Origin of the sequence: Bradyrhizobium sp. SZCCHNR1002, assembly GCF_032381435.1 — a bacterium.
In the GTDB taxonomy this organism is placed as follows: Bacteria; Pseudomonadota; Alphaproteobacteria; order Rhizobiales; family Xanthobacteraceae; genus Bradyrhizobium; species Bradyrhizobium aeschynomenes.
The window spans coordinates 105,739-131,569 of record NZ_JAUHIS010000010.1 but is presented as its reverse complement, the minus strand read 5'-3'; the positions used below and the strand labels follow the sequence as shown (position 1 = coordinate 131,569).

At 66.6% G+C, this 25,831-nt stretch carries 25 protein-coding genes; 15 read left to right on the top strand and 10 right to left on the bottom strand.

The window, feature by feature from the left end:
• Positions 1-188: 188 nt before the first annotated feature.
• Positions 189-1,304, bottom strand: coding sequence for a ring-opening amidohydrolase (locus QX108_RS32155; RefSeq protein WP_315784264.1), 1,116 nt, complete (start codon positions 1,302-1,304; stop codon positions 189-191).
• 121 nt (positions 1,305-1,425) lie between these two features.
• On the opposite strand from QX108_RS32155, the gene QX108_RS32150 reads away from it, so the two are divergent.
• From QX108_RS32150 to QX108_RS32140, 3 genes are all read left to right on the top strand, one after another.
• The gene (locus QX108_RS32150) at positions 1,426-2,229 is read left to right on the top strand and encodes an MBL fold metallo-hydrolase (RefSeq protein WP_315784266.1); all 804 of its coding nucleotides are present in this window, start codon (positions 1,426-1,428) and stop codon (positions 2,227-2,229) included.
• Positions 2,230-2,316: 87 nt separating this feature from the next.
• Positions 2,317-2,805, top strand: a complete 489-nt coding sequence (locus QX108_RS32145; protein WP_315784269.1) for a DUF427 domain-containing protein — start codon at positions 2,317-2,319, stop codon at positions 2,803-2,805.
• Between the two features lie 151 nt (positions 2,806-2,956).
• Positions 2,957-3,439 carry a hypothetical protein gene (locus QX108_RS32140; protein WP_315784270.1) on the top strand — a complete coding sequence of 161 codons (483 nt, stop codon included), beginning with the start codon at positions 2,957-2,959 and terminating at the stop codon, positions 3,437-3,439.
• Positions 3,440-4,345: 906 nt separating this feature from the next.
• Here QX108_RS32140 and QX108_RS32135 read toward each other — a convergent pair.
• From QX108_RS32135 to QX108_RS32115, 5 genes are all read right to left on the bottom strand, one after another.
• Positions 4,346-4,756 carry a hypothetical protein gene (locus tag QX108_RS32135; RefSeq protein ID WP_315721934.1) on the bottom strand — a complete coding sequence of 137 codons (411 nt, stop codon included), beginning with the start codon at positions 4,754-4,756 and terminating at the stop codon, positions 4,346-4,348.
• Positions 4,757-4,882: 126 nt separating this feature from the next.
• Positions 4,883-5,539 (bottom strand): Mpo1-like protein, encoded by a 657-nt coding sequence (locus tag QX108_RS32130; protein WP_315784273.1) that lies wholly within the window; start codon positions 5,537-5,539, stop codon positions 4,883-4,885.
• A 496-nt stretch (positions 5,540-6,035) separates the two neighbouring features.
• Positions 6,036-6,230 carry a DUF2783 domain-containing protein gene (locus QX108_RS32125; protein ID WP_315784275.1) on the bottom strand — a complete coding sequence of 65 codons (195 nt, stop codon included), beginning with the start codon at positions 6,228-6,230 and terminating at the stop codon, positions 6,036-6,038.
• A complete protein-coding gene (locus QX108_RS32120; protein WP_315784277.1) occupies positions 6,227-7,864 on the bottom strand; it encodes an FAD-dependent oxidoreductase in 1,638 nt (545 codons plus the stop codon). The genes QX108_RS32125 and QX108_RS32120 overlap by 4 nt, the downstream gene beginning before the upstream one ends.
• Positions 7,865-7,915: 51 nt before the next feature.
• Positions 7,916-8,458 (bottom strand): VOC family protein, encoded by a 543-nt coding sequence (locus QX108_RS32115; RefSeq protein ID WP_315784279.1) that lies wholly within the window; start codon positions 8,456-8,458, stop codon positions 7,916-7,918.
• A 130-nt stretch (positions 8,459-8,588) separates the two neighbouring features.
• On the opposite strand from QX108_RS32115, the gene QX108_RS32110 reads away from it, so the two are divergent.
• Both QX108_RS32110 and htpG read left to right on the top strand, forming a co-directional pair.
• The gene (locus QX108_RS32110) at positions 8,589-9,080 is read left to right on the top strand and encodes a MarR family transcriptional regulator (RefSeq protein ID WP_315784281.1); all 492 of its coding nucleotides are present in this window, start codon (positions 8,589-8,591) and stop codon (positions 9,078-9,080) included.
• Between the two features lie 298 nt (positions 9,081-9,378).
• Positions 9,379-11,250 (top strand): molecular chaperone HtpG, encoded by a 1,872-nt coding sequence (htpG, locus tag QX108_RS32105; protein WP_315721928.1) that lies wholly within the window; start codon positions 9,379-9,381, stop codon positions 11,248-11,250.
• Between the two features lie 23 nt (positions 11,251-11,273).
• Here the strand turns inward: htpG and QX108_RS32100 are convergent, their stop codons facing one another.
• Complete coding sequence (locus QX108_RS32100) at positions 11,274-12,272, bottom strand: tripartite tricarboxylate transporter substrate binding protein (RefSeq protein ID WP_315784283.1); 999 nt, start codon at positions 12,270-12,272, stop codon at positions 11,274-11,276.
• A gap of 177 nt (positions 12,273-12,449) precedes the next feature.
• Here QX108_RS32100 and QX108_RS32095 point away from each other — a divergent pair, with 177 nt between their 5' ends.
• The 5 genes from QX108_RS32095 (at position 12,450) to QX108_RS32075 (ending at position 19,131) form a co-directional block, all read left to right on the top strand.
• Entirely contained in the window at positions 12,450-14,252 is a 1,803-nt protein-coding gene (locus QX108_RS32095) for a long-chain-acyl-CoA synthetase (protein ID WP_315721926.1), read from the top strand.
• Between the two features lie 128 nt (positions 14,253-14,380).
• Positions 14,381-14,626 carry an acyl carrier protein gene (locus tag QX108_RS32090; RefSeq protein ID WP_172132190.1) on the top strand — a complete coding sequence of 82 codons (246 nt, stop codon included), beginning with the start codon at positions 14,381-14,383 and terminating at the stop codon, positions 14,624-14,626.
• Entirely contained in the window at positions 14,613-16,001 is a 1,389-nt protein-coding gene (locus tag QX108_RS32085) for a fatty acid--CoA ligase family protein (RefSeq protein ID WP_315784286.1), read from the top strand. Before QX108_RS32090 ends, QX108_RS32085 begins: the two co-directional genes overlap by 14 nt.
• Positions 15,994-16,725 carry an SDR family NAD(P)-dependent oxidoreductase gene (locus QX108_RS32080; protein ID WP_172113178.1) on the top strand — a complete coding sequence of 244 codons (732 nt, stop codon included), beginning with the start codon at positions 15,994-15,996 and terminating at the stop codon, positions 16,723-16,725. Before QX108_RS32085 ends, QX108_RS32080 begins: the two co-directional genes overlap by 8 nt.
• Positions 16,726-16,836: 111 nt before the next feature.
• Entirely contained in the window at positions 16,837-19,131 is a 2,295-nt protein-coding gene (locus tag QX108_RS32075) for a heavy metal translocating P-type ATPase (protein WP_315784289.1), read from the top strand.
• 1 nt (position 19,132) lies between these two features.
• On the opposite strand, the gene QX108_RS32070 is transcribed toward QX108_RS32075, so the two are convergent.
• Positions 19,133-19,531, bottom strand: a complete 399-nt coding sequence (locus QX108_RS32070) for a hypothetical protein (protein WP_315721922.1) — start codon at positions 19,529-19,531, stop codon at positions 19,133-19,135.
• 155 nt (positions 19,532-19,686) lie between these two features.
• Here QX108_RS32070 and QX108_RS32065 point away from each other — a divergent pair, with 155 nt between their 5' ends.
• Positions 19,687-20,403, top strand: coding sequence for an MgtC/SapB family protein (locus QX108_RS32065; RefSeq protein WP_315726405.1), 717 nt, complete (start codon positions 19,687-19,689; stop codon positions 20,401-20,403).
• A gap of 276 nt (positions 20,404-20,679) precedes the next feature.
• Positions 20,680-21,831 carry a DUF3095 domain-containing protein gene (locus QX108_RS32060; protein ID WP_315721921.1) on the top strand — a complete coding sequence of 384 codons (1,152 nt, stop codon included), beginning with the start codon at positions 20,680-20,682 and terminating at the stop codon, positions 21,829-21,831.
• Positions 21,832-21,839: 8 nt separating this feature from the next.
• Here QX108_RS32060 and QX108_RS32055 read toward each other — a convergent pair whose 3' ends face one another.
• Positions 21,840-22,274, bottom strand: coding sequence for a DUF2147 domain-containing protein (locus QX108_RS32055; protein WP_172113184.1), 435 nt, complete (start codon positions 22,272-22,274; stop codon positions 21,840-21,842).
• A gap of 1,083 nt (positions 22,275-23,357) precedes the next feature.
• Positions 23,358-23,891, bottom strand: coding sequence for a GNAT family N-acetyltransferase (locus tag QX108_RS32050; protein WP_315784292.1), 534 nt, complete (start codon positions 23,889-23,891; stop codon positions 23,358-23,360).
• A gap of 105 nt (positions 23,892-23,996) precedes the next feature.
• On the opposite strand from QX108_RS32050, the gene QX108_RS32045 reads away from it, so the two are divergent.
• The 3 genes from QX108_RS32045 (at position 23,997) to QX108_RS32035 (ending at position 25,827) form a co-directional block, all read left to right on the top strand.
• Positions 23,997-24,596, top strand: a complete 600-nt coding sequence (locus QX108_RS32045; protein WP_172113186.1) for a superoxide dismutase — start codon at positions 23,997-23,999, stop codon at positions 24,594-24,596.
• A gap of 195 nt (positions 24,597-24,791) precedes the next feature.
• The gene (gene crcB / locus QX108_RS32040) at positions 24,792-25,181 is read left to right on the top strand and encodes a fluoride efflux transporter CrcB (protein ID WP_315721919.1); all 390 of its coding nucleotides are present in this window, start codon (positions 24,792-24,794) and stop codon (positions 25,179-25,181) included.
• Positions 25,182-25,605: 424 nt separating this feature from the next.
• The gene (locus QX108_RS32035) at positions 25,606-25,827 is read left to right on the top strand and encodes a hypothetical protein (protein WP_315721918.1); all 222 of its coding nucleotides are present in this window, start codon (positions 25,606-25,608) and stop codon (positions 25,825-25,827) included.
• The last annotated feature ends 4 nt before the right edge of the window (positions 25,828-25,831 follow it).

The following is a 25,831-nucleotide window of genomic DNA, read 5'->3' as shown; positions in this document are numbered from 1 at the left end:
CTCTCAACAAGTCGCCGAAATGGGACCAAAGCTGGTTCCACCCGTGGCCTGACTGGGAAGATCGTACCTAATGCATGTGATAATCAGTCGCATGTGATGTGAAGGTGACATCAAGAGGTTGTATGGCACCTCTTGTCGCGCCCCATCGGTGGCCGCGCCGCGTCCTCCGCGACCGTCCGTTCGTTGTCTCAGTCGCGCCGGGTGATGATCGCGATCGGGCCGCCGCCGTCCGGGCCCTGGTGCTCGGCACCGCCGGAGACGAACAGGTCGGTGAAGCCGAACAGCCCGGCCAGCGCGCCGCCGACAAACGCCCGCGCATGCCGCGTCGAGGAGACGTCGCTGTCGTCGAGCATCGTGTGCCGATGTCCGCGCACCCTGCCGCTTTGCGCCGCTTCCGCCTTGGCCAGCACCGCGGCGATGCGGCCGCGCTCGGCCGCGGGGACCTGGCCGGCCACGTTCAGGCCGAGCCGGGCCAAGGCGGCCCGCGCCGGCTCGATGTCGATGCCATCGGCCATCACGGCGTGGTCGATGGCCAGCGGGCCGGTCCAGTCTGCGGACATGCCGGCCACCATGATCTCGTGATCGAGCAGCTCGACGCCGCCGGACGTGGCCGCGCGCTCGCTGTAGCGCGCGTAGTCCGCGCAGATCATCTGGTCGGACAGCTCGGACGGCGCCAGCTCGCCGAGCGCCACGGCAACGCCGAGCGCCGAGGCGCCGCGGGAAAATCCCATCGACTTCAGCGTATCGCGTACCGCGGTGCGCTGTCCGCGCGCCTCGGCCGCCTCGATCCGCTCCATCGTCAGCAGCGGGCACTTCACCTGGACGTAATGGACGTCGGCAGGATCGGCGATGCCGGCATCGGCCATCGCCGCCCGCACGCCGGCGGCGACCTGCTCGACCTGCAGCATCCGGCCGAGATGCTCGCTCGCGAGCTCCGGCGTCCGCGCCCGTCCCAGCGCCAGCGACTTCGCATCAGCGTGCGGCGTGTCATTGTCTGCCTCGCGCGCCTCGAACACGATCATGTGCGGCGACAGCGCGCCCTCGGTGCCGCCCGACATCACCATGGCGATCTGCCGGACGGCGTCGGGTGCGAGATGCCTGCCGAGCAGCGTCTCGAGCGAGCGCACGGCAAAGGCGCGGGTGAAATCATTGACGCAGCCATTGCCCTCGGTCTTGCCGAGAATGGCGACGATGCCGGCCGGGTCGATCGTGCCTTGGGCGATCGCCGTCGCCAGCGCGCCGACGTCATCGGGGCTGCGCATCGGCAGGCGGTGGACGAAGGCGCGGCGCAAGGCGATCGGCATGTCGAGAGCTCCTGTCGGTCTGTCGCGCCACACTAGGCAATCACGAAGCCGCGCGCGACGCTGTCGCGGGATGGGCGGCATGCTAACCTCATCATTCACGACTTCCGACGAATGGTGATCCATGCCCCTCTGGACCTGCCTTCAATGCGGCGCGCAGTTCCCCGACACGCCGGCGCCCCCTGGCCGCTGCGTCGTCTGCGAGGACGAGCGGCAATATGTGAACTGGAGCGGCCAGAGCTTCCTCAGCCGCGACGAGCTTGCCGCGCGGCATCGGGTGGTCTGGCGCCAGGATGACGGCCTGACGGGTCTTGCCTTGGAGCCGGGCTTTGCGATCGGCCAGCGCGCGCTGCTCATTCCCGAGCCGGACGGCTGCGTGATGTGGGACTGCATCCCCTTGGCGACGGAGGCGGCGATCGCCCACGTCCGCTCGCTCGGCGGATTGAAGGCGATTGCAGTGTCGCATCCGCACTATTATGGCGCAGTCGTCGATTGGAGCGCGGCGTTCGGCAACGCGCCGGTCTATCTGCATGGCGACGACGCCGCCTTCGTCACCCGGCCGCATCCCGGCATCGTGCCGTGGACCGGCGATCACCTCGCCATCTCCGACGACATCGTGCTGCTGCGGACCGGCGGACACTTCGCCGGCGCCACCATCCTGCATTGGCGCAAGGGCGCCGAGGGCAGGGGGGCGCTGTTGACGGGTGACATCGCCATGGTCGCGATGGACCGCCGCCACGTCAGCTTCATGTATTCCTATCCGAACTACATCCCGCTGGGCGCCGCCGCGGTGCGCCGCATCGCCGGTGCCGTGGCGCCGCTCGCGTTCGACCGCATCTACGGCGCGTGGTGGCAGAAGAACATCGCTGCTGATGCGAAGGCGGCGTTCGACCGTTCCGTTGCGCGATATCTCGCCGCGATCGCCTGAGCTGGATTCTGCTCCTGACTGATCCCCATCGATGAGCCGCTCGTTATCTCGATGACGGCGGCCGAGCCGTCGCGCAGGAGAGATCACATGCAGCGCATCGCGCCAGGGCCGGGACAGGAATCGGTATGGGACTATCCGTGGCCGCCACGGCTGGAGCGCTGCGCGACGCGGCTCCGCGTCGTCTTTGCCGGCGTCACCATTGCCGACAGCCATGACGGCTACCGGGTGCTCGAGACCAGCCACCCGCCGGTCTACTACATCCCGAGGCCGGATATTGCGATGCAGTGGCTGCGTCCTGCGCCGGGCCGGTCGTTCTGCGAGTTCAAGGGCGTCGCCGGCTATTGGACGCTGGAGGTCGACGGCCGCGTCTCCGAGCAGGCGGCCTGGAGCTACGAGCAGCCGACGCCGGCCTTCGCGCCGATCGCTTCACACCTTGCCTTCTATGCCTCGCGGGTGGACGATTGCTTCGTCGGCGCCGAGCGCGTTGCAGCACAAGAAGGCGATTTCTATGGCGGCTGGATCACCTCCGGTGTGGTTGGTCCATTCAAGGGCGCGCCGGGCACGCGGCACTGGTAGACCGTCAGATCGGCTGAACCGCGGCGCCGGATTGATCGTATAGTACGATGTGGGCTGCGCGTGCGGTTGCGCCGCGGCGGGTCACGGATCGGACCGGCGGCATGCCGGAGGCCTGTCCCAAGCTCTATCTTCGCGACGCAGGGGGAATGCCATGCGACGGTTGATGAAGTTCCTGCACACGATGGGCGCGATCGGCATGATGGGCGCGATGGCCTGTCTGGTCGTGCTGCTCGGCCTCATTCCGCAGCCCTCGGTGTCGCTGTCGCACTACGCCGAGATGCGGGCGGCCATGGGCGCCATCGTGCGCTACGTGTTCTTTCCCTCGCTGGGTCTGACCTTGATCGCAGGCCTGCTCGCCATCGCCATCAACCGCGCGCTGCACTCAGCCGGCTGGGCGCTCGCCAAGCTCGCCTCCGGCATCCTCGTGTTCGAATGGGGCTTCGCCGCCGTCCAGGGGCCGATGCAGGAAGCGGCCGAGGAGGCCGCCCGCGCCGTCGCCGGCCAGATCGATCCGGCGACGCTCGCGCCCGATTTCGGCACCGAGCAGGGCGCCATCTGGGTCATGCTCGGCGTGGCCACGGTGAACGTCATATTGGGCGTGTGGCGGCCGAAGTTTACGAACTTGCCGGATTGAGGCGGGCCGGGCAGATATCTGTTGAGTAGTTCTGATGCCACAGCGGGGGGGGGGGGCTCGTGACTGCGCCCTCGCCCCTTGTGGGAGAGGGCATGTAGGACAGCGCAACGGGCGCGGTTGGGTGAGGGGTCTCCATCCACGCGCGTCGCTCGCGGAGAGGAACCCCTCACCCAACCGCGCTTGAGGATCGGCCGGCGCTGCCCTCTCCCACAAGGGGCGAGAGCACTGTATTGAGCCCGGTGCGGAGGCGACAGCCGTTTTGACTGAGCGTTTTATCGGGCATCATCCGTGGTGGAGCAATGGCCATCGCCCCGTCGATATTCTGGAAAAAATAAACATCTTGCTCTTTTACAGAAATAATGCTTTCCTCCACCCATCCCGCCTCGAGCAGAGGGACGTACGCGTCGTCACGAACGTGGAGGTGGGCTGCGATGGACGTGACGGCGGCGCCAGACGAGCGCTCGTCGACGCGGACGGCGAAGTCGTGTGGTCCTGACCTCTCGACGCTGAGGTCAAGCGCGCTGCGATGCTGAGACGGCTCGCGCGGGCGATGGGGGCAAGAAAGCCGATCCCCAGGGAGAGCACGAAGGACACCGTAACACCATTGCGCGGGGGAGGCCGCCTGGTGGCCCGACCTGTGGTGACTGCCGCCTGCTTTCCTTGTTGCAGGCGGGCCATGGGCCGTGGTCAGCACCCGGCCTTCCCCGCGCCCTCTCGTTTTCCGAGGGCTGACGGCCGCAACACCCCGGGCACGTCGTGCCGCGGGATCGCGAGCGCGCATGCCGATCGCATCGTCATCACGACGTCGCTCAGCGACGCGGAAAGAGCGGGGACGTGTACCATCATCACGCGATGATGAGCGACGGCAGCGCCGATGCGGCGCCGCCGCCATCCTGGTCGAAGACTCTACAGCTGGGTCGCGCGCAGCTCGATCGTGACCGGCGTCGCGGTGCGCTTGGTCGCCGGATCGGCCGGCATCTGCAGCACGCGGGCGCGCTGGCCGGTCGCGAGGTCGGTGACCTTGACGATGCGGCCGTTGGAGAATTCCAGCGCGTCGTGGTGCTCGGTCGGCTTGTTGGTGTCGACCTGGCGGAAGCGGGCGAGATGGGCGCCGACCTTGCGGCGGAAGAAGAAGCCCTTGATGCGCACGTCGCCTTCGAAGGCGAGCTCGGTGCCCGGCCGCAGGCACACGGCCGTCAACGCATCGTCCTTGGTACAGAAGCCACGGGTCTCCGTGCTGGGAAAGCGACAGGAGACCAGCACGTCGTCGATCTTGGCATCACGGGAAGCAACAGTATGGAGGCTGTAGTCACACATGGAAAGCTCCTGAAGGCCACCAGCACCGAGGCCGCAACGGCGCAGCAGAGAAGTCGTTCCATGATGTGGAAGGTGACGTTTGGTTCCACCGCCCGCCTGGCGGGCGGTGGCAGCGCGGGAGGCGCATCAGGTGAGATGCGCGGCCTCCTCGGCGTCGTCATCGTCGGCGGCGGCGCCCCAATGCGCGGCGTCTTTGATGGTCGGGTCGATCAGCTCGCCGCGCAGCAGCGCCAGCGGAGATTTCCAGTACAGCGCGATGTTGTGCAGCGGGTCGGTGAGCACCTTGAACGCCCAGATCAGGCCGGTCGCGGCATCCTGCGTCGCAAACAGCTGGACGACGCGGAAGAGACCGCCGCCGATGCCGACCGCGAGCCAGAGCACGCCGACGTGACGGACGAACTCCATCCGGCTCGCCGGCGCGTCGAACAGCCCGAACATGGTCGGGAAAACGAACAGCGCGACCGGCACCAGCCCCCACACCGTGAGCAGCACGATCTTGCGGGTCTGATTGTAACCGACCTTGACCGCTTCCTTGTAGTCGTTGGTCACGTCATTGACGTGATCATAGCCGTTCGGCTCGAAGAAGAAGTGCCCGGTCTGCCGCGTCAGCATCGCCAGCCAGCCGACCAGGCCCGCCATGGCCGGGTCCTTGAACAACAGCGCGTAGCAGACGAGGAAGATCACGGCGCTGATCAGGTGCAGCGTCTGATTGATCCGGCTCTGATGATAGTAGCGATAGTCGTCGAAGCGCTGCGTCTGCAGGGTCTTGTAGTAGCGCGACATGCGAATCCCCGTTCGTTTGTGGAACGAGGTGGAGACGTAGAGAGCGTCAGTGAAGGTGACGTGACATGATGATGTTGTCACAATGAAACCGACCGGCTTCAGATGTCATTTGTTGCATGTGCAACGAGTCTGCAATCTGTCGCGCCAGGCGCATCTTTTTAGATTCGTCGGTGGCAGGGCTGTGGTCATTGATTCATGTCAAATCCGCGCCGGTCTTCGCTGCGCCGCCTTTCCCCGTTCTTCACGGGGGGAGGGTCGGGGCGAGGGGCAGCCGCACGGGAATTATCAACGGAGAGATTCGCATCCTCTCACTCGGATCGCATTCGACGATCGTAACTTCGGGCCGGCCTATCTCCACATCGTCATGGCCGGGCTCGTCCCGGCCATCCACGTCGGCCGGCATCCTGGGAACGACGTGGATGCCCGGGACAAGCCCGGGCATGACGGATTACCTGGTTGGCGGATCGTTTGTTGCAACAGCGCTCATGTCGCAACGTCAGCCACCCGGCGCGCGCGCCAGCCGGATGGCCTCGGTCAGGACCGTGCGGTCGCCGATGTGGTTGGCGAGCAGCAGCACGAGTCTCGCATTCATGCGCAGGGCGTCGTCCTCGCTCAGCTCGCGCTGGCTGCCGATCAGCTCGGCATAGAAACCATCGGGATCGCTGATGTTCGGCGTCAGGGTCAGACTCATGCGGCAAGCTCCTGCTGCACCGTGCCGGTCTTGCCGCAGGCGAGCCGGACCGCGGCGGCGATCTTGGCCTCGTCGAACTGCGGGAAGCGGGCGGTGACGTATTGATCGGGTCGGAATACATAGGTCGTGCCGTCAGCGGCGCCGTAGCGCTCCGCGAGCAGACCCTTGGCGTCGGCGATATCGCGTCCGACGACGAGCACGCGCGCCGCGATGCCGTCGACGTTGAGCTCCTTGGCCGTAACGGCGTCGTCGAAGGTGAGAACCGTGAAGCCGCCGCCGAGGCCATTCAGCAGCCAGCCGGGCTGCCCCGCCATGGTCACGGGCGCGTCGGCCGCATTGGTGCCAGGAGTCATGGCGCCGCTGTCAGGCGCGCCATCGGGCGTGTTCAGCGACGACGCGACATAGGGCGTCGGCGTCGACAGCCGCCCGCTGTTGACCAGCGGACGCGCGAAGCTGTGGTGCTGCGCGAGGTCCAGCACGGCATCGCGGAAGTGCCGGCTGACTTGCGTCTTCGGCGTGATGAAGTCGGTAGCACGCGTCGAGTTCAGGATGTTGTCGTCGGCTGCGAACGCCCGCTCCTCGTGATAGCTGTCGATCAGGCTCTCGGGGGCCTCGCCACGCAGCACGAGCGAAAGTTTCCAGGCGAGATTGTCGATGTCCTGCACGCCGGTGTTGGCGCCGCGGGCGCCGAACGGCGACACCTGATGTGCCGCGTCGCCGGCGAACAGCACGCGCCCATGGCGGAATTGATCGATGCGACGACAGGCGAACTGATAGATCGACACCCATTCGAGCTCGAAATCGGCGCTCTCGCCGAGCATCGCCCGGATGCGCGGGATCACACGTTCGGGCTTCTTCTCCTCGTCGGGATTGGCGTCCCAGCCGAGCTGGAAGTCGATGCGCCAGATGTTGTCCGACTGGCGATGCAGCAGCACCGACTGTCCAGGATGGAACGGCGGGTCGAACCAGAACCAGCGCTCGGTCGGGAAGTCCGCCGTCATCCTGACGTCGGCGATCAGGAAGCGGTCCTGGAAGAACTGGCCCTTGAATTCGGCGCCGACCATGCGGCGGGTGTCGGAATTGGCGCCGTCGCAGGCGATCACCCATTGCGCCTCCATGGTGAAGATGCCGTCCGGCGTCTCCACCGCGAGCTGCGCGTGGTCGTCGGTCTGCTTGAGGCTGACGAGGCGGTGCTTCCAGCGCAGGTCGACCAGCGGGCTCCTGCTGCAGGCGTCGACCAGGATCTCTTCGAGATGATATTGCTGCAGGTTGATCATCGCCGGCCAGCGATGGTCCGGCTCGGGCAAGAGGTCGAACTGATAGGACAGCTGGTCGCGGAAGAACACCTTGCCGATGTTCCAGCTGACGCCCTTGTCGATCATCGGCGCGGCGCAGCCAAGCCGGTCCCAGATCTCCAGCGGCCGCTTGGCGTAGCACACCGCGCGGGAGCCGATGCTGACGGTGTCGTTGTCGTCGAGCACGACCACCGGCTGGCCGCGGGCGGCAAGATCGAGCGCCGCGGTGAGGCCGATCGGTCCGGCGCCGATCACGACGACCGGGTGACGGCGGGTCTCGCCGCCGCGCTGCTCCGCCGAGCAGGCATAGGGAAATCGCGGATAGACATAGTTGCTCATGGCTGCCTCGCTTGGCGCGTTGCGGTCGGGACTGTCGGGACGCGCAATCGCTCAGTCGACGCCGGCAAACTCCTTCTCATGCATCCAGGCGGTGTGGCGCGGCGGCTTCTTGGTCGTGGCCCATTCGTCGACCATGGCGTGGGCGACCGACTTCATCCGGGCGATCTGCTCGGGGGTGGCGGTCCAGGTCGCGATCTCCAGGCGGTGGCCGCTCGGATCATGGAAATAGATCGACTTGAAGATGGTGTGGTCGGTGATCCCGACGACGTCGAGCCCGGCGGCCTCCGCGCGCGCCTTGGCCTCTTCCAGCTCCTCCATGTCCTTGACCTGGAAGGCGATGTGCTGGGTCCATTCCGGGGTGTTCGGATCGCGGCCCATCGGCGGCGAGTTCGGCAGCTCGAAGAAGGCAAGAATGTTGCCGTTCCCGGCATCGAGGAAGATGTGCATGTACGGGTCCGGCGCCTTGGTCGAAGGCACCTTGTCCTCGGCAATCGCGCCGAGCAGGTCCATGTCGAGGACCTTCTTGTAGAAGTCGACCGTGGCCTTGGCGTCGACGCAGCGATAGGCGACGTGATGGATCTTCTCGATCTGCATGATGGTCCTCCCATGATCGTTGTTGGCAAGATAGTAACGGATGATACGATTGGGCGACTTTGATCCAGATCAACCCGAGCGGGATCGGATTGAGGTGGCGAGAGGCGAACGGACGAGGACAGGGGATGCGATGACGAAGGCGGCCGACGAGACCCGGGATCAGAGAGGCGGTGAGGGGGCTGAGCGCGAGCTCAGGCTGCAGCGCTATTTCCCCTACCGGCTGGCGCGGCTCGCCGAGCAGGTGTCGCTGGCGGTGGCGGAGGTCTATGCCGACCGCTTCGCGTTGTCCCGGCAGGAATGGCGGATCCTGGCGGCGCTCGGCGAGCAGCCGCGGCTGCCGACCAAGCAGATCGGCCGGCTGACGACGCTCGACAAGATGAATGTCAGCCGCGCCATGCAGAGCTTGGAGGCCCGCGGCATCGTCAGCCGCAGCCGCGACCCCGCGGACGGACGCGAGCGGATCGTGACGCTGACGCCGGCGGGGCGGGCACTGTATCGCAGGATCGTGCCCTATGCGCTGGCCCGCGAGACCGATCTGCTCGACGTCCTGACCAGGGACGAGGTCGCCACCCTCAACGCGGTCATCGACAAGCTCCTGAACGCGACGGAGCGGCCGGCATGATGTCCCGCCGCTTCGTAGCAGCTGGGGTTGGGAAGAGGCACACCGGCTCTCCAACCACAACCGTCATGCCCGCGAAGGCGGGCATCCAGTACGCCGCGGCCTCTCGGTTCAATTCCGCCTGCCGCGGCGTACTGGATCGCCCGCCTTCGCGGGCGATGACAGCGGAGGCCGAGGTGACAGCTCGGCCAATACGGACGGCACGAGCGTTGGCAGGGGACGATCGAAGGCTTGATCGACGCCGTCGCCGCGCTATATCGACGGTCTCCCCTTCATTGCCAGCATGGGCCAACGCACGACGATGACCGACACCGCGACCGTTAGCCATTCCTTCCAGGCCGAAGTCTCCGAGCTCCTGCATCTGATGGTGCACTCGGTCTACTCCGAGACCGACATCTTTTTGCGCGAATTGATTTCGAATGCCTCAGACGCGTGTGACAAGCTGCGTTACGAGGCCATCGCCAAGCCGGAGCTGATCGGCGACGGCGAGCCGCCGCAGATTCGCATCATTCCGGACAAGACTGCGAACACGCTGACGATCGCCGACAGCGGCATCGGCATGGACCGTCAGGAGCTGATCGACCATCTCGGCACGATCGCCCGCTCCGGGACCAAGGCGTTCGTGCAGAAGCTCGCCGAGGCCAAGGACGGCACCGGCCTGATCGGCCAGTTCGGCGTCGGCTTCTATTCCGCCTTCATGGTCGCCGACCGCATCACCGTGATCAGCCGCCGCGCCGGCGGCAGCGAGGTCTGGACCTGGACCTCGTCGGGCGGCGCCGGCTTCGAGGTCGCGCCGAGCTCGGAGGAGGATGCCAGCCGGGTGACGCGCGGCACCGAGATCGTGCTGCACCTCAAGGACGACGCCAAGAAATATCTCGAAACCTACGAGATCGAGCGCATCGTCACCGCCTATTCCGACAACATCCAGTTCCCGATCATGCTGGTCCAGCCGGAAGGCGAGCCGCGCCAGATCAATTCGGCGAGCGCGCTGTGGCAGCGCTCCAAATCGGAGCTGTCGGCGGAGGACTACGCCAAGGCCTACAAGTCGATCGCCAACGCCTTCGACGAGCCGGCGATGACGCTGCACTACCGCGCGGAAGGCCGCTATTCCTACGCCGTGCTGCTGTTCGCGCCCTCGACCAAGCCGTTCGATCTGTTCGAGCCGGCGCGCAAGGGCAAGGTCAAGCTCTATGTCCGCCGCGTGTTCATCACCGACGATGCCGATTTGATGCCGGCGTATCTGCGCTTCATCCGGGGCGTGATCGACAGCGAGGACCTGCCGCTCAATCTGTCGCGTGAGATGCTGCAGAACAATCCGCAGCTGGCGCAGATCCGCAAAGCCGTGACGACGCGCGTGATCAGCGAGCTGGAGCAGCTTGCCGAGAAGGACGCCGAGAATTTCGACAAGATCTGGGACTCGTTCGGCGCCGTCATCAAGGAAGGCCTCTACGAGGACTTCGAGCGCCGCGACAAGCTGCTGGCGCTGGCGCGCTTCACGACGACCTCCGGCGAGCGGCGCTCGCTGAAGCAGTATGTCGAGGGGCTCAAGGAGAACCAGACCGAGATCTACTTCCTGGTCGGCGACAGCATCGAGCGGCTGAAGTCCAATCCGCGGCTCGAGGCCGCCAAGGCGCGCGGCGTCGAGGTGCTGCTGCTGACCGATCCGGTCGATGCGTTCTGGACCTCGGCGCGGCTGGAGTTCGACGGCAAGCCGCTGAAATCGCTCAGCCAGGGCGACATCAATTTCGACCCGATCCCGGTGACCGAGACGGAGGCCGAGGACGAAGCGAAGCCGGCGGCCGACGAGGCCAACACCATCGCGCTGATCAAGGCGAGCCTCGGCGATCACGTCACCGACGTGAAGGTCTCGACCCGGCTGACCACCAGCGCCTCCTGCCTCGTCGCCGGCAGCCATGGGCCCGATCGCGAGCTGGAGCGGATCCTGTCGCAGCAGGCGCGCGGCGCCCGGACCAAGCCGATCCTCGAGATCAACCTGCGCCATCCGCTGGTCGTGGCGGTCGCCAAGGCGGCGGCCGACAAGGCCAAGGTCGACGATCTGTCGTTCCTGCTGCTCGAGCAGGCGCAGATCCTCGACGGCGAATTGCCGGAGGACCCGGCGGCGTTCGCCGCGCGGCTCAACCGGCTGGTGCTGCAGGGCGTGGCGGGGGCCTGAGGCGCCGGATGCGGGCGCGGAGATCAGTTCTTCGCGCTCGTCTGTGGGACCAGCTTGCGCCAGTGCATGATCTCGGCGCGGTAGGTCGCGGCGTAGATGCCGGTGTCGCCGGGGATCGGCGTGGCACCGACCTCGGCGAACTGCCTGCTGATCTCGGGATCCAGCAGCGCCGCGTTGATCTCGCGGTTGAGCAGCTCGACGATCGGCTTCGGGGTGCCGCGCGGTGCGGCGACGCCATAGAAGCCGGAGGTCTCGAACGCCGGCAGCACGTCGGCGACCGGCGGGATATCGGGGAAAGCTGCGGCGCGCTCGCGCGTCGACACCGCCAGCGCCCTGACCTTGCCGCTGCGCAGCAGGTCGACGGCGGACGCGGTGTTGTCGAACATCGCATGGATGTGGCCGGAGGCGAGGTCGATCAGCGCCGGGCCCGAGCCGCGATACTGGACCACGGACCAGCTGATCCCGCCGAGCGTCCGGAACAGCTCGGCCGACAGCAGCTGGACGGTGCCGGGACCGGCGGAGCCGACGCTGAGCTTGCCGGGGTTCGCCCTGGCATAAGCGAGGAACTCGGCCAGCGTCTTCACCGGCAGCTCCTTGTTGACCAGGAGCAGCAACGGCAGCCGCGCGATGCCCGCCACCGGTACGAGTTCGCCGGAGCTGTCGGGATCGGGCATGGACTCGCGCGAGGCGTTGATGACGTTGGCGGTCGATGTCGCCAGGATCGTGTAGCCGTCGGGAGCGGCGCTCGCGACGCTCTTGGTGGCGACGTTGCCGCCCGCACCCGGCCGGTGATCGAGCACGAAGGCCTGGCCGAGCCGGCGGGTCAACCGGTCGCAGATCAGCACCGACAGGCGGCCGGTGGCGCCGCCCGGGGCGAATGGAATGACCCAGGTGACGGGCCGGGATGGATACGGCGCGTCCCCTCCCGCCGCCGCCGCGGCCGGATGGAGGGCCGCGGCAGCGCCGCTCCAGGCGGCGCATTGCAGCAGCGCACGTCGTGTGATCGTCGTGTCCTTGGGCATGCCGGCCTTCGCGTTGGCATGTGCTGGGAGATGCAACCTATCCGGTATTTGCAAGAACTTCGTAAAGGACTGCATTCGCATCAACCACGATCGACTTTCAGCAGGTTAACCGTGCCGGTTAACGGCCGGTCAGGCGCGGCCGCCTATAAGGACGCCGAACTCGAAGCGGTGGCAGCCATGACATCCGAGCGCGCGGAGCGATCTGCGGACCCCATCATGCCCGGCCCGAAGCCGTCGGCGGCGAAGATCTGGCTCAAGGCGATCGAGCTGACCTCGCGCATCGAGGCCGAGCCTCAACGGCTGTTTGCCGACATCATCGACGACTGGACCGCGAAGCAGCCCGCGCGGCCGGCGCTGATCTCGGATCGCGGCACGCTCAGCTATGCCGCCCTGTCCGCCCGCGTGAACCAATATGCCCGCTGGGCGCTGACCGTCGGCGTCGGTCCAGGCGACACGGTTGCCCTGATCATGCCGAGCCAGCCGGACTATCTGGCGGCCTGGCTCGGAATCAGCCGCGTCGGCGGCGTGGTCGCGCTCATCAACACCAATCTGGTCGGACCGTCGCTGGCGCATGGCATCGGCGTCGCCAAGCCAGCCCATGTCATCCTGTCCCGAGAGTTCGCCGAAGCCTACGCCGGCGCGGCGCCGCTGATCGCGAGCGCGCCCCGCGTCTGGATGCATGGCGGCGATCTCGAGGCGACGGTCGCGGCCATGGACACGCGGGCGCTCGCAGCGGCCGAACGTCCCGCCGTCACCATCAACGACCGCGCGTTGCTGATCTACACCTCCGGCACGACCGGCCTGCCCAAGGCCGCCAGCATCAGCCATCGCCGCGTCCTGAATTGGGGTGGCTGGTTTGCCGGCCTGACCAGTGCCGGTCCCGATGACCGGCTCTACGATTGCCTGCCGGTCTATCATTCCGTTGGCGGCATCGTCGCGCCCTGCAGCATGCTGCGCGCCGGCGGCACGGCGGTGCTGGCGGAGAAATTCTCGGCGCGGAACTTCTGGCGCGACATCGTTCGTCACGATTGCACGCTTGTCCAATATATCGGCGAGCTCTGCCGCTATCTGCTGGCGGCGCCACCCTCGGAGCTCGATCGCATGCATCGGCTGCGGCTCGCCTGCGGCAACGGCCTGCGCGGCGACATCTGGGAGCCATTCCAGGCGCGCTTCGCGATCCCGCAGGTGCTCGAATTCTACGCGGCGACCGAAGGCAATTTCTCGCTCTACAATGTCGAGGGCCGGGTGGGTTCAATCGGCCGGGTGCCGTCGCTGCTCGCGCATCGGTTTCCGGCTGCGATCATCCAGCTCGATGCGGATCAGCGCGCGCCGCTGCGCGGGCCCGACGGGTTGTGCCTGCCATGCGCGCGCGGCGAGACCGGCGAGGCGGTGGGCCGCATCGGCAAGGCCGACGAAGGCGGCGGTCGCTTCGAAGGCTACACGGACGGGGCCGAGACGGAGAAGAAGATCCTGCGCGATGTCTTCGTCAGGGGCGATGCCTGGTTTCGTACCGGCGACCTGATGCGCCAGGACGACCAGGGCTTCTTCTATTTCGTCGACCGCGTCGGCGACACGTTTCGCTGGAAGGGCGAGAACGTCGCGACCAGCGAGGTGAACGACGCGATCCTGCAATGTCCGGGTGTCATGGAGGCGTCGACATATGGCGTCGTCGTGCCCAATGCCGACGGACGTGCCGGCATGGCTGCACTCGTCGTCAATGACGACTTCGACGTCGATGCGCTATCAGCAGCGCTTGCCCGGCGGCTCCCGGCCTATGCGCAGCCGGTGGCGCTGCGCATCACGCCGTCGCTGCAGTCGACTGAGACCTTCAAGCAAAAAAAGCAGGAACTCATGGGCGACGGATTCGATCCGGCGCTGGTCTCCGACCCCATCTATCTGAGAGAGGCGGTGACCGGCGCCTATCGCGTGCTCGACCGCGAAGGCTATGCGCGCATCGTGGCGGGCGAGGTCCGCTTGTAGAGAATTTTAATCATAGGCGATGAAGCGCATTTACCAACGCTCTCGAAACATCCGGGTAAACACCGGGTTCCTTCACCATCGCCCCCTATCGTTGGCTGCATCGTTTTGAACAGCAAGTGGATTGGCCCATGTCGGTACGGTTGAGGATCATTGCGGCGATCAAGCAGATTGCGGACGAGCAGAAGGTCAAGCTGCCGCAACTGACGGATGAGCTGACGCTGCACGAGACCGGCTTCGATTCGCTTGCGTTCGCCATTCTGGTCGCCCGCCTCGAGGATGATCTCGGCGTCGATCCGTTCACCCTGTCCGAGGACGTGACGTTCCCCAACACGATCGGCGACTTCATCAGGGCCTATGAGAATGTCCCCGCGTGAGATCTTCGCGCTGCGCGATCATCTCGGGACTGCGCTGACGGAGCGGACGATTTCCGATCCGCGTCACGCCGTGACGCTCGCGCAACTGACGACGGGCAGCTGCCTCGGCGGACGCGCCGGCGAGCTCGACGGACGCTCGGTGCTGCTCGCGACCTCCGGCCAGCTCCTGGCCGGCCTGGCGCTGATCGAGATCGACGGCGTTGCCCGGCGCATGCTGCTGTGCCCGCCGGACCTGAAAACCGAGCATCTCGCCAGCATCATCGCCGACGCGGAGATCGATGCCATCGTCACGGACGAGCCGGAGCGCTTCTCCGAGTGCGCGGTGAACCTCAGCGTTCCGGTTGGGCTGCCCGCGCTCTCGGCCCGGATGGCGCAGACCACGCGTGCCACCGAATGGCTGATGCTGACCTCGGGCACGTCGGGGGTGCCGAAGATCGTCGGCCATACGCTGGAAGGCCTGTGCGGCGCCATCATCGGCGATCGACCGGTCCCGGGCGACGCTTTGCCGGTGTGGGCGACCTTCTACGACATCCGCCGCTACGGCGGGCTGCAGATCTTTCTGCGCGCGATCGTCGGCGGCGGCTCGATGGTGCTGTCCGACCCGGGCGAGGCGCTGGCCGATCATGTTGCGCGCCTCAACAAATGCGGCGTCACGCACATCTCGGGAACACCGTCACATTGGCGCAAGCTGCTGATGAGCGGATCGGCCGAACAGTTCGCACCGCGCTACGTGCGGCTTTCCGGCGAGATCGCGGATCAGGCGGTGCTGGATGGCTTGAAGCAGGCGTTTCCGCGGGCCTCGATCGGCCACGCCTATGCTTCGACCGAAGCCGGCGTCGGCTTCGCCGTCAATGACGGGCTGGAAGGGTTTCCCGCGCCGCTGCTCGGCGAAGGCCGCGGTGCCGTCGACATGAAGGTGGTGGACGGTTCGCTACGCATTCGCTCCAGGCGCGCCGCGCATGCCTATGTCGGACGCGCGGCGGCTGCGCTCACCGATGGCGATGGCTATGTCGACACCGGTGACATGGTCGAGCTGCGCGGCGAGCGCTACTACTTCGTCGGCCGGCGCAACGGCATCATCAATGTCGGTGGCCTCAAGGTTCACCCCGAGGAGATCGAAGCCGTGATCAATGCCCATCCCGACGTGCGGATGTCGCGCGCCAAGTCGCGGCGCAGCCCGATTACCGGCGGCATCGTCGTTGCCGAGGTCGTGCTGACGGCGGATGCTGATCCTTCACGCGCGGATGCAGTGACCAAGGAGATCCTCGCCGATTGCCGTGCACGTCTCGCGGCTCACAAGGTGCCGGCGATGATCCGCTTCGTCCCGGCGCTCGACGTCACCCCGGCCGGCAAGCTGGCGCGCAGCGATGCGTAATGTCCTGGTCACCGGCGGCAGCCGCGGCATCGGGCTCGCCATCGCGCGCCGGCTCGCGGGCGCTGGCTTCGACGTCGTCGCGGTGGCCCGCCGCGAGAGCGAAGATCTGCGCGCGGCCATCGCCGAGTTCAGCGCCAGCAGTGCCGGAATTCATTTCCGCGCCTGCGACCTCAGCGCCGTCGACGCGATCCCCGCTTTCGTGAAGTCGGTGCGCGACGAGTTCGGTCCGCTCTATGGTCTCGTCAACAATGCCGGCATTGGCACCGAGGGTCTGCTTGCGACCATGCACAATTCGGAGATCGAGGGCCTGGTGCGGCTCAACGTGCTGGCGCCGATGATCCTCACCAAATATGTCGTAAGGCACATGATGGCGGCGGGCGAGGGACGCATCGTCAACATCTCCTCGATCATCGCCAGCACCGGCTATAATGGCCTTTCGGTGTATGGTGCGACCAAGGCAGCCGCCAACGGCTTCACGCGCTCGCTGGCACGGGAGGTCGGCAAGGTCGGCATCACCGTGAATGCGATCGCACCGGGCTTCATCGCTACCGAATTGACCCAGAGCATGGACGCGGAGCAGCAGCGGCGCATCGCCGGTCGCAGTGCGCTGCGGCGGCTGCCGGAGACTGACGACGTCGCCGCAATGGTCGAGTACCTGATGGGCGAGGGTGGCCGCAACGTCACGGGTACCGTGCTGACGGTCGACGCAGGCAACACCGCTTGAGGCCAATGCCTCCGACTGGCACCGCGGCAACGTGCCTCGCGGTTGATTTCGCTCAAGCATACGCCGGGTCGCAGCGGCGATAGTGGCGCCACAATCTGGAACCTTCGTGCCATGTTCGAGCGCATCTTGCGGTGGACCCTCGTAGCAATCGCCGTCGCGGGTCTCGCCGCCGGCGGCGTTGCGCATCTGGTCGGCCGGCCCGATCTCGCGGGATATGCCTTTACGGCATCGACGGTGCCGGTCATCCTTGGCCTGCTTGTCTCGATCGTCAGAGATTTTCTGGCCGGACGCATCGGCGTCGACGCCATCGCGCTGGTGTCGATGAGCGCGGCGATCGTCCTCGGCGAGCCGTTGGCGGGCGCCGTGGTGGCGCTGATGTATTCCGGCGGCAACGTGCTCGAGGACATCGCGGTCGCGCGTGCCGAGCACGATCTGCGGGCGCTGGTCGACCGGGCGCCGCGCTTGGCGCATCGCTGGCGTGAGGATCGCATCGAGGATGTTCCGGTCGCCGATGTCACCGTGGGCGACCGCCTGATGGTGCGGGCCGGGGAGATCGTTCCGGTCGATGGCGTGGTGGAAACAGCCATCGCCGTGGTCGACGAGTCGGCCCTCACGGGCGAGCCGATCCCGGTTTCGAAGACGCGCGGCATGGCGATTCTGTCGGGCTCGCTGAATGCCGGTGAGACCTTCGACCTGGCGGTCACCGCGACGGCGGGCGAAAGCACCTATGCCGGCATCGTCAAGCTGGTGACGACGGCCCAGACCGCCAAGGCGCCGTTCGTGCGGCTCGCCGACCGCTACGCCCTGATCTTCCTGCCGGTCAGCCTCGCCATCGCGGCCGCGGCCTATTTCGCCTCCGGCGATGTCATCCGCAGCCTGGCGGTCCTGGTCGCCGCGACGCCCTGTCCGCTGATCCTGGCGGCCCCGGTCGCTTTCATCGCCGGCGTGGCGCAGGCGGCGCGCAGCGGCATCCTGGTGAAGGGCGGCGGCAAGCTCGAGGCGCTGGCGCGGGCGCATACGGTGCTGTTCGACAAGACCGGCACGCTGACCGTCGGCGGCGCGCGGCTGCTCTCGGTCGAAGCGGCGCCCGGCGAGGAGGCCGATGCCGTGCTGCTGCTCGGCGCCTCGCTGGAGCAGGCCTCGCACCATGTGCTGGCGCACGCCATCGTCGAGGCTGGCCACGCCCGCGGGTTCAAGCTCAAGGCGCCGGAGGCGGTGCGGGAGACGATGGGCTCCGGCCTCGAAGGCGCCATCGACGGCCGCAGGATCAGCGCCGGCTCGCCGGATCTCATCCTCGGCAATCACGCGCCGCCACCATGGGCGGCGCGCGCCATCCGACGCGCATCCTGGCGCTCGGCCCTGATCGTCTTCGTGGCGGTCGAGGGCCGCCCGATCGGGGCGTTGCTGCTTGCCGACGAACTGCGTGCAGACACGCCGCGCGCCATCCGTTTGCTGCGCGAGGCGGGCATCGCGCGGATGGTGATGGTCACCGGCGACCGTGCGGCGGCCGCGCAGGCGATCGGTGCCGCGCTCGACCTCGATGCCGTGCTCGCCGATCGCGTGCCCTCCGACAAGGTCGACGCGGTCAAGAGCGAGCAGCGCCTGCATCCGACCATCATGGTCGGTGACGGCATCAACGACGCGCCGGCGCTGGCGTCGGCCGATGTCGGCATCGCGCTCGGCGCCCGCGGCGCCAGCGCCTCGTCCGAGGCCGCCGACGTCGTCATCCTGGCGGACCGGCTCGACCGTGTCGGCGAGGCGATCGTGATCGCGCAGCGCGCCCGACGGATCGCGCTGGAGAGCATCATCGCCGGCATGGCGCTGTCCTTCATTGCCATGGGAGCTGCGGCCTTCGGCCTGCTGCAGCCGGTGCCCGCGGCCCTGGTGCAGGAGGCGATCGACGTCGCCGTCATTCTCAACGCGCTCAGGGCGCTGCTCCCGGGCGGCCGCGGCAGGGTCGGCCAGATCACGGCCGAGGACGGCCGCGGTCTCCGGCATGATCATCAGGCGCTGCTGCGCGGCCTCGACCGCCTGCGTGCCATCGTGGATGCGCTCGACGAGGCCGCCCCGGAGCGGGCGGCCGTGCTGATCGTCGAAGCCAATGCGCTGGTGCAGGACCAGGTCGTCGCGCATGAGCGCGATGACGAAGGCTCGGTCTATCCCAGGCTGGCGCGGCTGCTGCAGGATAGTCACGGCCTGTCCGCGATGAGCCGGGCGCACCGGGAAATCCTGCATCTGGCGCGCCTGCTCGGGCGGGTGGTCGAGGACCTGCCGTCGGAAAAGGTCGACCGCTATCTGATCCGCGATGCCCAGCGGGTCATCGAGGCGATCGAGACCCTGGTGCGCATGCACACCGCCCAGGAGGACGACATCTACGAGGCTGTCGCGGCGCGCTCGGCCGCGTAGCTCAGCCCGAGTGCCGGGGCAGGTCGATGCGCTCGCCGGCAAATTCGGCCGGGCCTTCGACCAGGCGACGGATGCGCCGCTCGCGCTCGTCGGCAGGCAGGCTCGGATCGAGCATCTGATCGATCAGCCGGATCGCATTCTGCTCGATGGCAACCGGGTCACGCAGCTTCGGCTGTGTCATGGCCGGCGGCCTCGACGCATGCAGGCCGATCGCGAGCAGCCGGCTGATCGCATCCGAGCGCGTGATCTGGTGCGTCTCGGCCCAGGCATCGATGTCGGCGGTGAGCTGCTGCGACAGCTTCACCGCGCTCACTGCATCATGTCCCAGCCGGACAGCGGGACTGTGATCCCTGCGCGTGTCGGACAATGGCGTCATCGGCGTCATCTGCCTGTTGATCATATCAGCCTAAAATATGCGTGGGGGAATGGGATTTGATTTCGATCAAGGACGGCCTAAGAAAGCGGCGTTCTCGCGGCGGTTCCGCCGTCGGAGGCCAAACATCTGTCTGCCGCCCGGCGGCCGGCGCAGCGTGATCCCGAAGATCGTCATTGCTCATGCGATTCCTGCACACCTTTCAGCTCCATGATTTCCTCGACACGCTGGTCAGCCTGTTCGCCGCCTTCGTGCTGGGCACGCTGATCGGCGCCGAGCGGCAGTACCGGCAGCGCAGCGCCGGCCTGCGCACCAACGTGCTGGTTGCCGTCGGCGCGGCGGCCTTCGTCGACATCGGCAACCGCCTCACCGGCGCTGACGGTGCGGTGCGGATCATCGCCTATGTCGTGTCGGGCATCGGCTTTCTCGGCGCCGGCACGATCATGAAGGAAGGCATGAACGTCCGCGGCCTGAACACGGCGGCCACGTTGTGGGCCTCCGCCGCCGTCGGCGCCTGTGCGGGTGCCGACCTGCTCGCCCAATCGGTCGCGCTGACCCTGTTCGTGCTCGCGGGCAACACGCTGCTGCGGCCATTGGTCAACGCCATCGACCGCATCCCGCTGAATGCGCGGGCCTCGGAGGCCAATTACAAGATCGTCGTGACGACCGATGTCCTGCATGTCGCCGAGCTGCGCGAGGCGCTCGACGAGCGGCTGGAGGCCGCCAAATATCCGGTGCGGGAAACCGATGTCGCCTACCGCTCCGAGGACATCGTTGAGATCGTCGCGACCTTGGTGCCGCTTGCGGCCGAGACCGCCGAGCTCGATCGCGTCGTATCGGAGCTGGCGAAGCTGTCCGGCGTGCGTCATGCGACCTGGAACGTCAGCGCGCTGGAGTAGCGGCGCAACGAGGCGTCCGCCCGAAACAATGCTGCCTCCGCCATGGTCCGACATTCCCCGCAACCAACTCATCGAACATGGGCCGAATGTTCCATGTCGCCTGTGAACCATGGCTGAATGGGCAGCCCGTCGCCCGGCGGCACGCCGGCAGGTATCGCCGTGCGGGGTCAGCCTCGCTGCAGTCTGGCGCAGCAGGATCGTCCGGCAGCTGAACCTGCTTGACAGGGATGATCGTAGCTCCCCATGGAAGGCCTACTCCGGACGGATGACCACGCGATGCCGATGACCAGCGCTGCGGACTATTATGCCTCGATCCCGGTGTTTCGCGGCTTTGCGCGGCTGATGGAGCCGCAGCTCTACAAGCCGGTGCCGGACGACTGGATGATCGGCACGGCCGACATCGTCGAGTCGACGAAGGCGATTGCCGACAAGCGCTACAAGGCGGTCAACATGGCCGGCGCCGCGGTCATCGCCGCGGTCACCAATGCGCTGGAGGGACGTGAATTCCCATTCGTGTTCGGCGGCGATGGTGCGAGCTTTGCGGTCGGACCGGACGATGCGGCCGCCGCGCGTGAGGCGCTGGCGACGACAGCGACCTGGGTCCGCGAGGATCTCGGCCTCTCGATGCGCGTCGCGCTGGTGCCGGTGAGCGCGATCCGCGCAGAGGGGCTCGACGTGCGCGTGGCGCGCTACGGACCGTCGGCCAATCTGTCCTATGCGATGTTCGCCGGCGGTGGGCTGGGCTGGGCCGAGGCCGCGATGAAGCGAGGCGAGTTCGCGATCCCGCCAGCGCCGCCCGGCGCGCAACCCGACCTGTCGGGGTTGTCATGCCGGTTCGAGGAGATGCCGTCCTCGCGCGGTCTGATCCTCTCGGTGCTGGTGCTGCCGGCAGCCGGGGCCGAGCCGGACGCGTTTCGCAAGGCGATCGAGGACATCATCGCGCTGACCGAGCGCAGCCCTGATGCCGGGCGGCCGGTGCCCGCCGGCGGTCCGGCGCTCAACTGGCCGCCGCAGGGACTGGGCTACGAGGTGCGGGCGACGCGCGGCAGCTCGCTACTCTCACGCTGGGTCCGCGTGCTCGGGCGCACGCTGTTCGTCTATACGGTCATGCGCTTCGGCATCCGCATGGGCGGCTTCGTGCCGGAGCTCTACCGGCAGCAGGTCGTGGAAAATTCGGACTTTCGGAAGTATGACGACGCGCTGCGCATGATCCTCGACTGCACCGAGGAGCTTGCGCGGGAGCTGGAGCGGCGGCTCGGTGCTGCCGCGTCACGGGGCATCGTGCGCTATGGCCTGCACCGGCAGGGCGCGGCGATGATGACCTGCTTCACGCCCTCGGCCATTCGCCCCGATCACGTCCATTTCGTCGACGGCGCCCAGGGCGGCTACGCGTCGGCGGCGACCGCGCTCAAGGCCGCGGCCGCCTGAGCGCGACGTCAGCGCGAGCGCGTCCAGGTCTCGCCGCCGCACAGCGTGCCGACGCAGCCTTCGACCTTCAGCGTATCGGGACCGGACACCGAGATGTGGCTGGTGTAGCTCTGGCCGTCATCGGCGTTGTAGATCTTGCCGGACCATTTGTTCGGCCCATCGGGGCGGACACCTTCGAACAGCTGCAGGCCGATGATCGGGCGATTGGCCAGCGCGCGGTTGGGGTTCTTGTTGTCGACGGCCGGCTTGCCGGTGTCGGTGTCCATCGGCTCCTTCAGCCACACGACGGTGCCGCACAGATTGGCGCCGCACTTGGCGACCTTGATCCTGGCGTCGCCGGCCTGGGTCAGCCAGGTGCCGCTCGGATCGTCGGCAGCCAGGGCCGGCTGCGCGATCACCAGAGCAGCGAGTGTGAGACCAGCCAGACGCAATTTCCAAATCATCTTACCCCCCGTTCAAGCCGCGCTTCCTTAACAGCAAACGGCGCGGTTGCAATCGGGAGAGGTGCGGTTGTCCAAAGCGCCGTCATCACGATCGGGTGCAATGCTGGCGGGTTGTCTCAATTCCTTGCGCGGTTGTCTCATGGCCCCTCGGATCTGGCGCGACAATCACCGCCGTCGTCCCGGCCTTGAGCCGGAACCCATACCCACAGGGAGCGGTTTGAGGCAGGCTGGTCGTTGGCTTCTGTGCCCATCACGTCTGCTGAGGAGTCTGGATCCCGGATCGGCGCCATGCCGCGCTGGCGCGCGTCATGGCTTGTCCGGGACAACAGCAATGGTGGAGCGGATTTTACGAGTCAAACAGCGATCGACTTGAAGACATGAAGGCGTGGTCTCGCGGCGAAACTCGCCCGAGTGGTGCATCGAACACGTCCCTCGCAATCATGCAGAGGGCGCAGGGAATGCCGGGTGAGGGCCTCACCCATGGCCCGCCTGCTGAAAAAATGCAGGCGGCAGGTACCACAGGCAAAGCCGAACACGCCGGCATTCCCTGCGCGATGGTCTTCACGCTTATACGCAGTCTCCCTGGTGCACCGGCTTGTTGGCCACCATGCCGCGACAAGGCTTGCGCCTTGCGCTGTCGACACCAGCTTCGGGGTGTCAGGACGCTGCGACTTCACGTCCGCGATCGATCGTTCGTCCGCGCCTCGTTGCCGAAGACGCTGCGATCCCTCGCGGCCACCGCATCCCCGCCTCGCGTGTCGTGACGATCGCGCGCTACGCCCCTGCTGCATGAGGCGGGATGCGCGGGAGATAATCATGATTTACGGAAATGCGCAAGAGGATTATTTTTTTCGGAAGTTGTATTGTCGGAGATGGCGGGTAGAGAGAGCCCGGCGGGCACTGCCCGTGCCGCGCGCTCCGCTGTCGTCCCGGCCTTGAGCCGGGACCCAGACGCCGCGGCGGACGTGTTGGGCGAAGAGCCAATTGCCGGCGTGGGTCAAACTGCTCCCTGGGGGTATGGGTCCCGGATCGGCGCGCGCGTTGCGCGCTTGTCCGGGACGACGCGAGAGAGGTCTTGTGCTGTCACCACGGCAGTCCGCACAGATCGATCGTTCCGCGGGTCGGCGCGGTGCGTTTGACGTCGTGGACCATCGCCGACAGCGTGTCGAAGCGGATGCGGCCCTTCTCCGGCTGCTCGGCATAGACATCGCCGTCAAACGGGATGAAGCCGCGTGCGCCGTAGAAGCCGAGGCGGTCGGGCGCGCAGAACAGGAGGGCGTAGTTGATGGAGTCCTCGTGCCGCAACGTCTGAATCGCGGCGTTCAGCCCGACCGTGGCCAGCCCGCGATTGCGCATGTCAGCGCGCGTCAAAACGCCGCCGATGCCGGCGATGTTGACGTTCTGCCCGTTCCATTTCACCAGGCGGCGATAGATGCCGACATGACAGAGCAGATCGCCGGCCTCGTCCAGCACCAGCACCCGCAGGTCGGCATGCGCAAAGGTGATACCGGCCCAGGGTAACGTGGCGACCACCTCGGGCGGCCAGATCGCGTCATGGAGCGGCTTGACCTGCGGCCAGGAGGCGTCGCCATTCAGGACCTCGATTTCGATGCTCATCAAAACGGCTCGCTTTTTCCAGAATCACAGTGTTTAGGAGGTCGGAACCTTCTATAAGGAGGTCCCGTTAAATCCCGTCTTCCCACAAGTTGCGGAACCGACCCCATGACATTTACGCTTCCCCCTCTGCCTTACGCCTATGAAGCCCTCGGCCCCTACATGTCCAAGGAGACGCTCGAGTACCACCACGACAAGCATCATCAGGCCTATGTGACCAACGGCAACAATGCGATCAAGGGGACCGAATTCGAAGGCAAGTCCCTCGAGGAGATCGTCAAGGGCTCGTTCGGCAAGAACGCCGCGATCTTCAACAATGCCGGCCAGCACTACAACCACATCCATTTCTGGTCGTGGATGAAGCCGAATGGCGGCGGCTCCAAGCTGCCGGGCGCGCTGGAGAAGAAGATCAACGAGGACCTCGGCGGCTTCGAGAAGTTCAAGGCCGATTTCGCCGCCGCCGGTGTCGGCCAGTTCGGCTCGGGCTGGTGCTGGCTCTCCGTCAAGGACGGCAAGCTGGAGATCTCCAAGACCCCGAACGGCGAGAACCCGCTGGTGCACGGCGCGACCCCGATCCTCGGCTGCGACGTCTGGGAGCACTCCTACTACATCGACTATCGCAACCGCCGTCCCGACTATCTCAAGGCGTTCGTCGAGAACCTGATCAACTGGGAATATGTCGAAGAGCTGTACAGCAAGGCTGTCTGATCTGACATGATCGACAGAGGAGGGCGGCGAGCTTGGAGCTCGCCGCCCTTTTTATTTGGCGCGTTGGGTGTTTGACGCTGATGTGACGCGGACAGGCGTTGCAAGGATGAGACCGCTGCGGCAAAAGTCTTGCATCGTTCGAGATGGGCGGCAGGGCAGTTCGTGCTCCTCGATGCCGTGCGGGGGTGAAGGTCCGTGAATCAGCTGTTAGGCTATCTGCTCGTTTTCGTCGGTGGCGGATCCGGAGCTGCGCTGCGCCACGCCGTCAACATGGCGAGCAGCAAGGCGTTCGGCACCGCCTTTCCCTACGGCACCTTCATCATCAACATCACCGGCTCGACCGTGATGGGCCTGATCGCCGGCTATTTCACGTTCAGGAGCGGCGCCAGCCATCAATGGTGGCGGTTGGTGCTCATGACCGGCATCCTCGGCGGCTACACCACGTTCTCCGCCTTTTCGCTCGATACAGCACTGCTCTATGAACGCGGGGCGCTGGGGCTGGCAGTCCTTTACGTGCTCGGTTCGGTCGGCATCTCCATCGCCGGCCTGTTCGCCGGCTTGGCGCTGATGCGGGCCTTGAGCTGAGAGCTAGATCTGATGATGGCCCTGATGTCCTGCCCAGACGGCGGTGTGCTCCCTCTCCCCGTTCTTCACGGGGAGAGGGTCGGGGTGAGGGGCAGCGGCACGGGCGGTGCTAGTGAAAGGCCTTTCTCACTCACTCTCGGCCTCGCCTGAACCGCGCGATTAGGGACGTCGCTTCGAGGACGACGCTGGCGTGCATCGTCTGAAGAAATCAGTACGAGCTGTAGCTCGCCAGCTGGCACCACCCGTGCGGCTGCCCCTCACCCCAACCCTCTCCCCGTGAAGAACGGGGAGAGGGCGCGCACCGGCGGTGCGGCTCAAGCTCGCCTTGCCCTCGAATGCGGGTCGGACCAGGACCGTCCAAGCGGGAAAACGTCCCTCGGCTGCGGTGGACAGGAGTGATGTTATAATGTAACATTATGACGAAATGACCCACTCCGCGCTTCAGAGTCACGGCCACAGCCATGCGCATGGCGCGCAGGGGCACAGCCACGGCCATCATCACGCTCACAGCCATGACCCCGCCGCGCCGCATCCGGCGCAGCCGGCGCCGTGGTCGATCCTGCGGATGCCGGTGACGGTGCGGCTCGGCGCCGCCCTCGCCGCCAGCGCGGTGTTGTGGGTGATCGTCATCCTGGCGATGCGGTGAGAGC

Excerpts from the sequence above, each read along its gene's own strand:
- QX108_RS32120 (WP_315784277.1), bottom strand. The coding sequence starts at position 7,864 with ATGAGCAACTATGTCTATCCGCGATTTCCCTATGCCTGCTCGGCGGAG.
- QX108_RS32140 (WP_315784270.1), top strand. The coding sequence starts at position 2,957 with ATGCGACGGTTGATGAAGTTCCTGCACACGATGGGCGCGATCGGCATG.
- QX108_RS32080 (WP_172113178.1), top strand. The coding sequence starts at position 15,994 with ATGCGTAATGTCCTGGTCACCGGCGGCAGCCGCGGCATCGGGCTCGCC.
- QX108_RS32045 (WP_172113186.1), top strand. The coding sequence starts at position 23,997 with ATGACATTTACGCTTCCCCCTCTGCCTTACGCCTATGAAGCCCTCGGC.
- QX108_RS32060 (WP_315721921.1), top strand. The coding sequence starts at position 20,680 with ATGCCGATGACCAGCGCTGCGGACTATTATGCCTCGATCCCGGTGTTT.
- htpG (WP_315721928.1), top strand. The coding sequence starts at position 9,379 with ATGACCGACACCGCGACCGTTAGCCATTCCTTCCAGGCCGAAGTCTCC.
- QX108_RS32035 (WP_315721918.1), top strand. The coding sequence starts at position 25,606 with ATGACCCACTCCGCGCTTCAGAGTCACGGCCACAGCCATGCGCATGGC.
- QX108_RS32145 (WP_315784269.1), top strand. The coding sequence starts at position 2,317 with ATGCAGCGCATCGCGCCAGGGCCGGGACAGGAATCGGTATGGGACTAT.
- QX108_RS32135 (WP_315721934.1), bottom strand. The coding sequence starts at position 4,756 with ATGTGTGACTACAGCCTCCATACTGTTGCTTCCCGTGATGCCAAGATC.
- QX108_RS32090 (WP_172132190.1), top strand. The coding sequence starts at position 14,381 with ATGTCGGTACGGTTGAGGATCATTGCGGCGATCAAGCAGATTGCGGAC.
- QX108_RS32130 (WP_315784273.1), bottom strand. The coding sequence starts at position 5,539 with ATGTCGCGCTACTACAAGACCCTGCAGACGCAGCGCTTCGACGACTAT.
- QX108_RS32070 (WP_315721922.1), bottom strand. The coding sequence starts at position 19,531 with ATGATCAACAGGCAGATGACGCCGATGACGCCATTGTCCGACACGCGC.
- QX108_RS32050 (WP_315784292.1), bottom strand. The coding sequence starts at position 23,891 with ATGAGCATCGAAATCGAGGTCCTGAATGGCGACGCCTCCTGGCCGCAG.
- QX108_RS32075 (WP_315784289.1), top strand. The coding sequence starts at position 16,837 with ATGTTCGAGCGCATCTTGCGGTGGACCCTCGTAGCAATCGCCGTCGCG.
- QX108_RS32095 (WP_315721926.1), top strand. The coding sequence starts at position 12,450 with ATGACATCCGAGCGCGCGGAGCGATCTGCGGACCCCATCATGCCCGGC.
- QX108_RS32055 (WP_172113184.1), bottom strand. The coding sequence starts at position 22,274 with ATGATTTGGAAATTGCGTCTGGCTGGTCTCACACTCGCTGCTCTGGTG.
- QX108_RS32085 (WP_315784286.1), top strand. The coding sequence starts at position 14,613 with ATGTCCCCGCGTGAGATCTTCGCGCTGCGCGATCATCTCGGGACTGCG.
- QX108_RS32150 (WP_315784266.1), top strand. The coding sequence starts at position 1,426 with ATGCCCCTCTGGACCTGCCTTCAATGCGGCGCGCAGTTCCCCGACACG.
- QX108_RS32100 (WP_315784283.1), bottom strand. The coding sequence starts at position 12,272 with ATGCCCAAGGACACGACGATCACACGACGTGCGCTGCTGCAATGCGCC.
- QX108_RS32110 (WP_315784281.1), top strand. The coding sequence starts at position 8,589 with ATGACGAAGGCGGCCGACGAGACCCGGGATCAGAGAGGCGGTGAGGGG.
- QX108_RS32155 (WP_315784264.1), bottom strand. The coding sequence starts at position 1,304 with ATGCCGATCGCCTTGCGCCGCGCCTTCGTCCACCGCCTGCCGATGCGC.
- QX108_RS32115 (WP_315784279.1), bottom strand. The coding sequence starts at position 8,458 with ATGCAGATCGAGAAGATCCATCACGTCGCCTATCGCTGCGTCGACGCC.
- QX108_RS32125 (WP_315784275.1), bottom strand. The coding sequence starts at position 6,230 with ATGAGTCTGACCCTGACGCCGAACATCAGCGATCCCGATGGTTTCTAT.
- QX108_RS32065 (WP_315726405.1), top strand. The coding sequence starts at position 19,687 with ATGCGATTCCTGCACACCTTTCAGCTCCATGATTTCCTCGACACGCTG.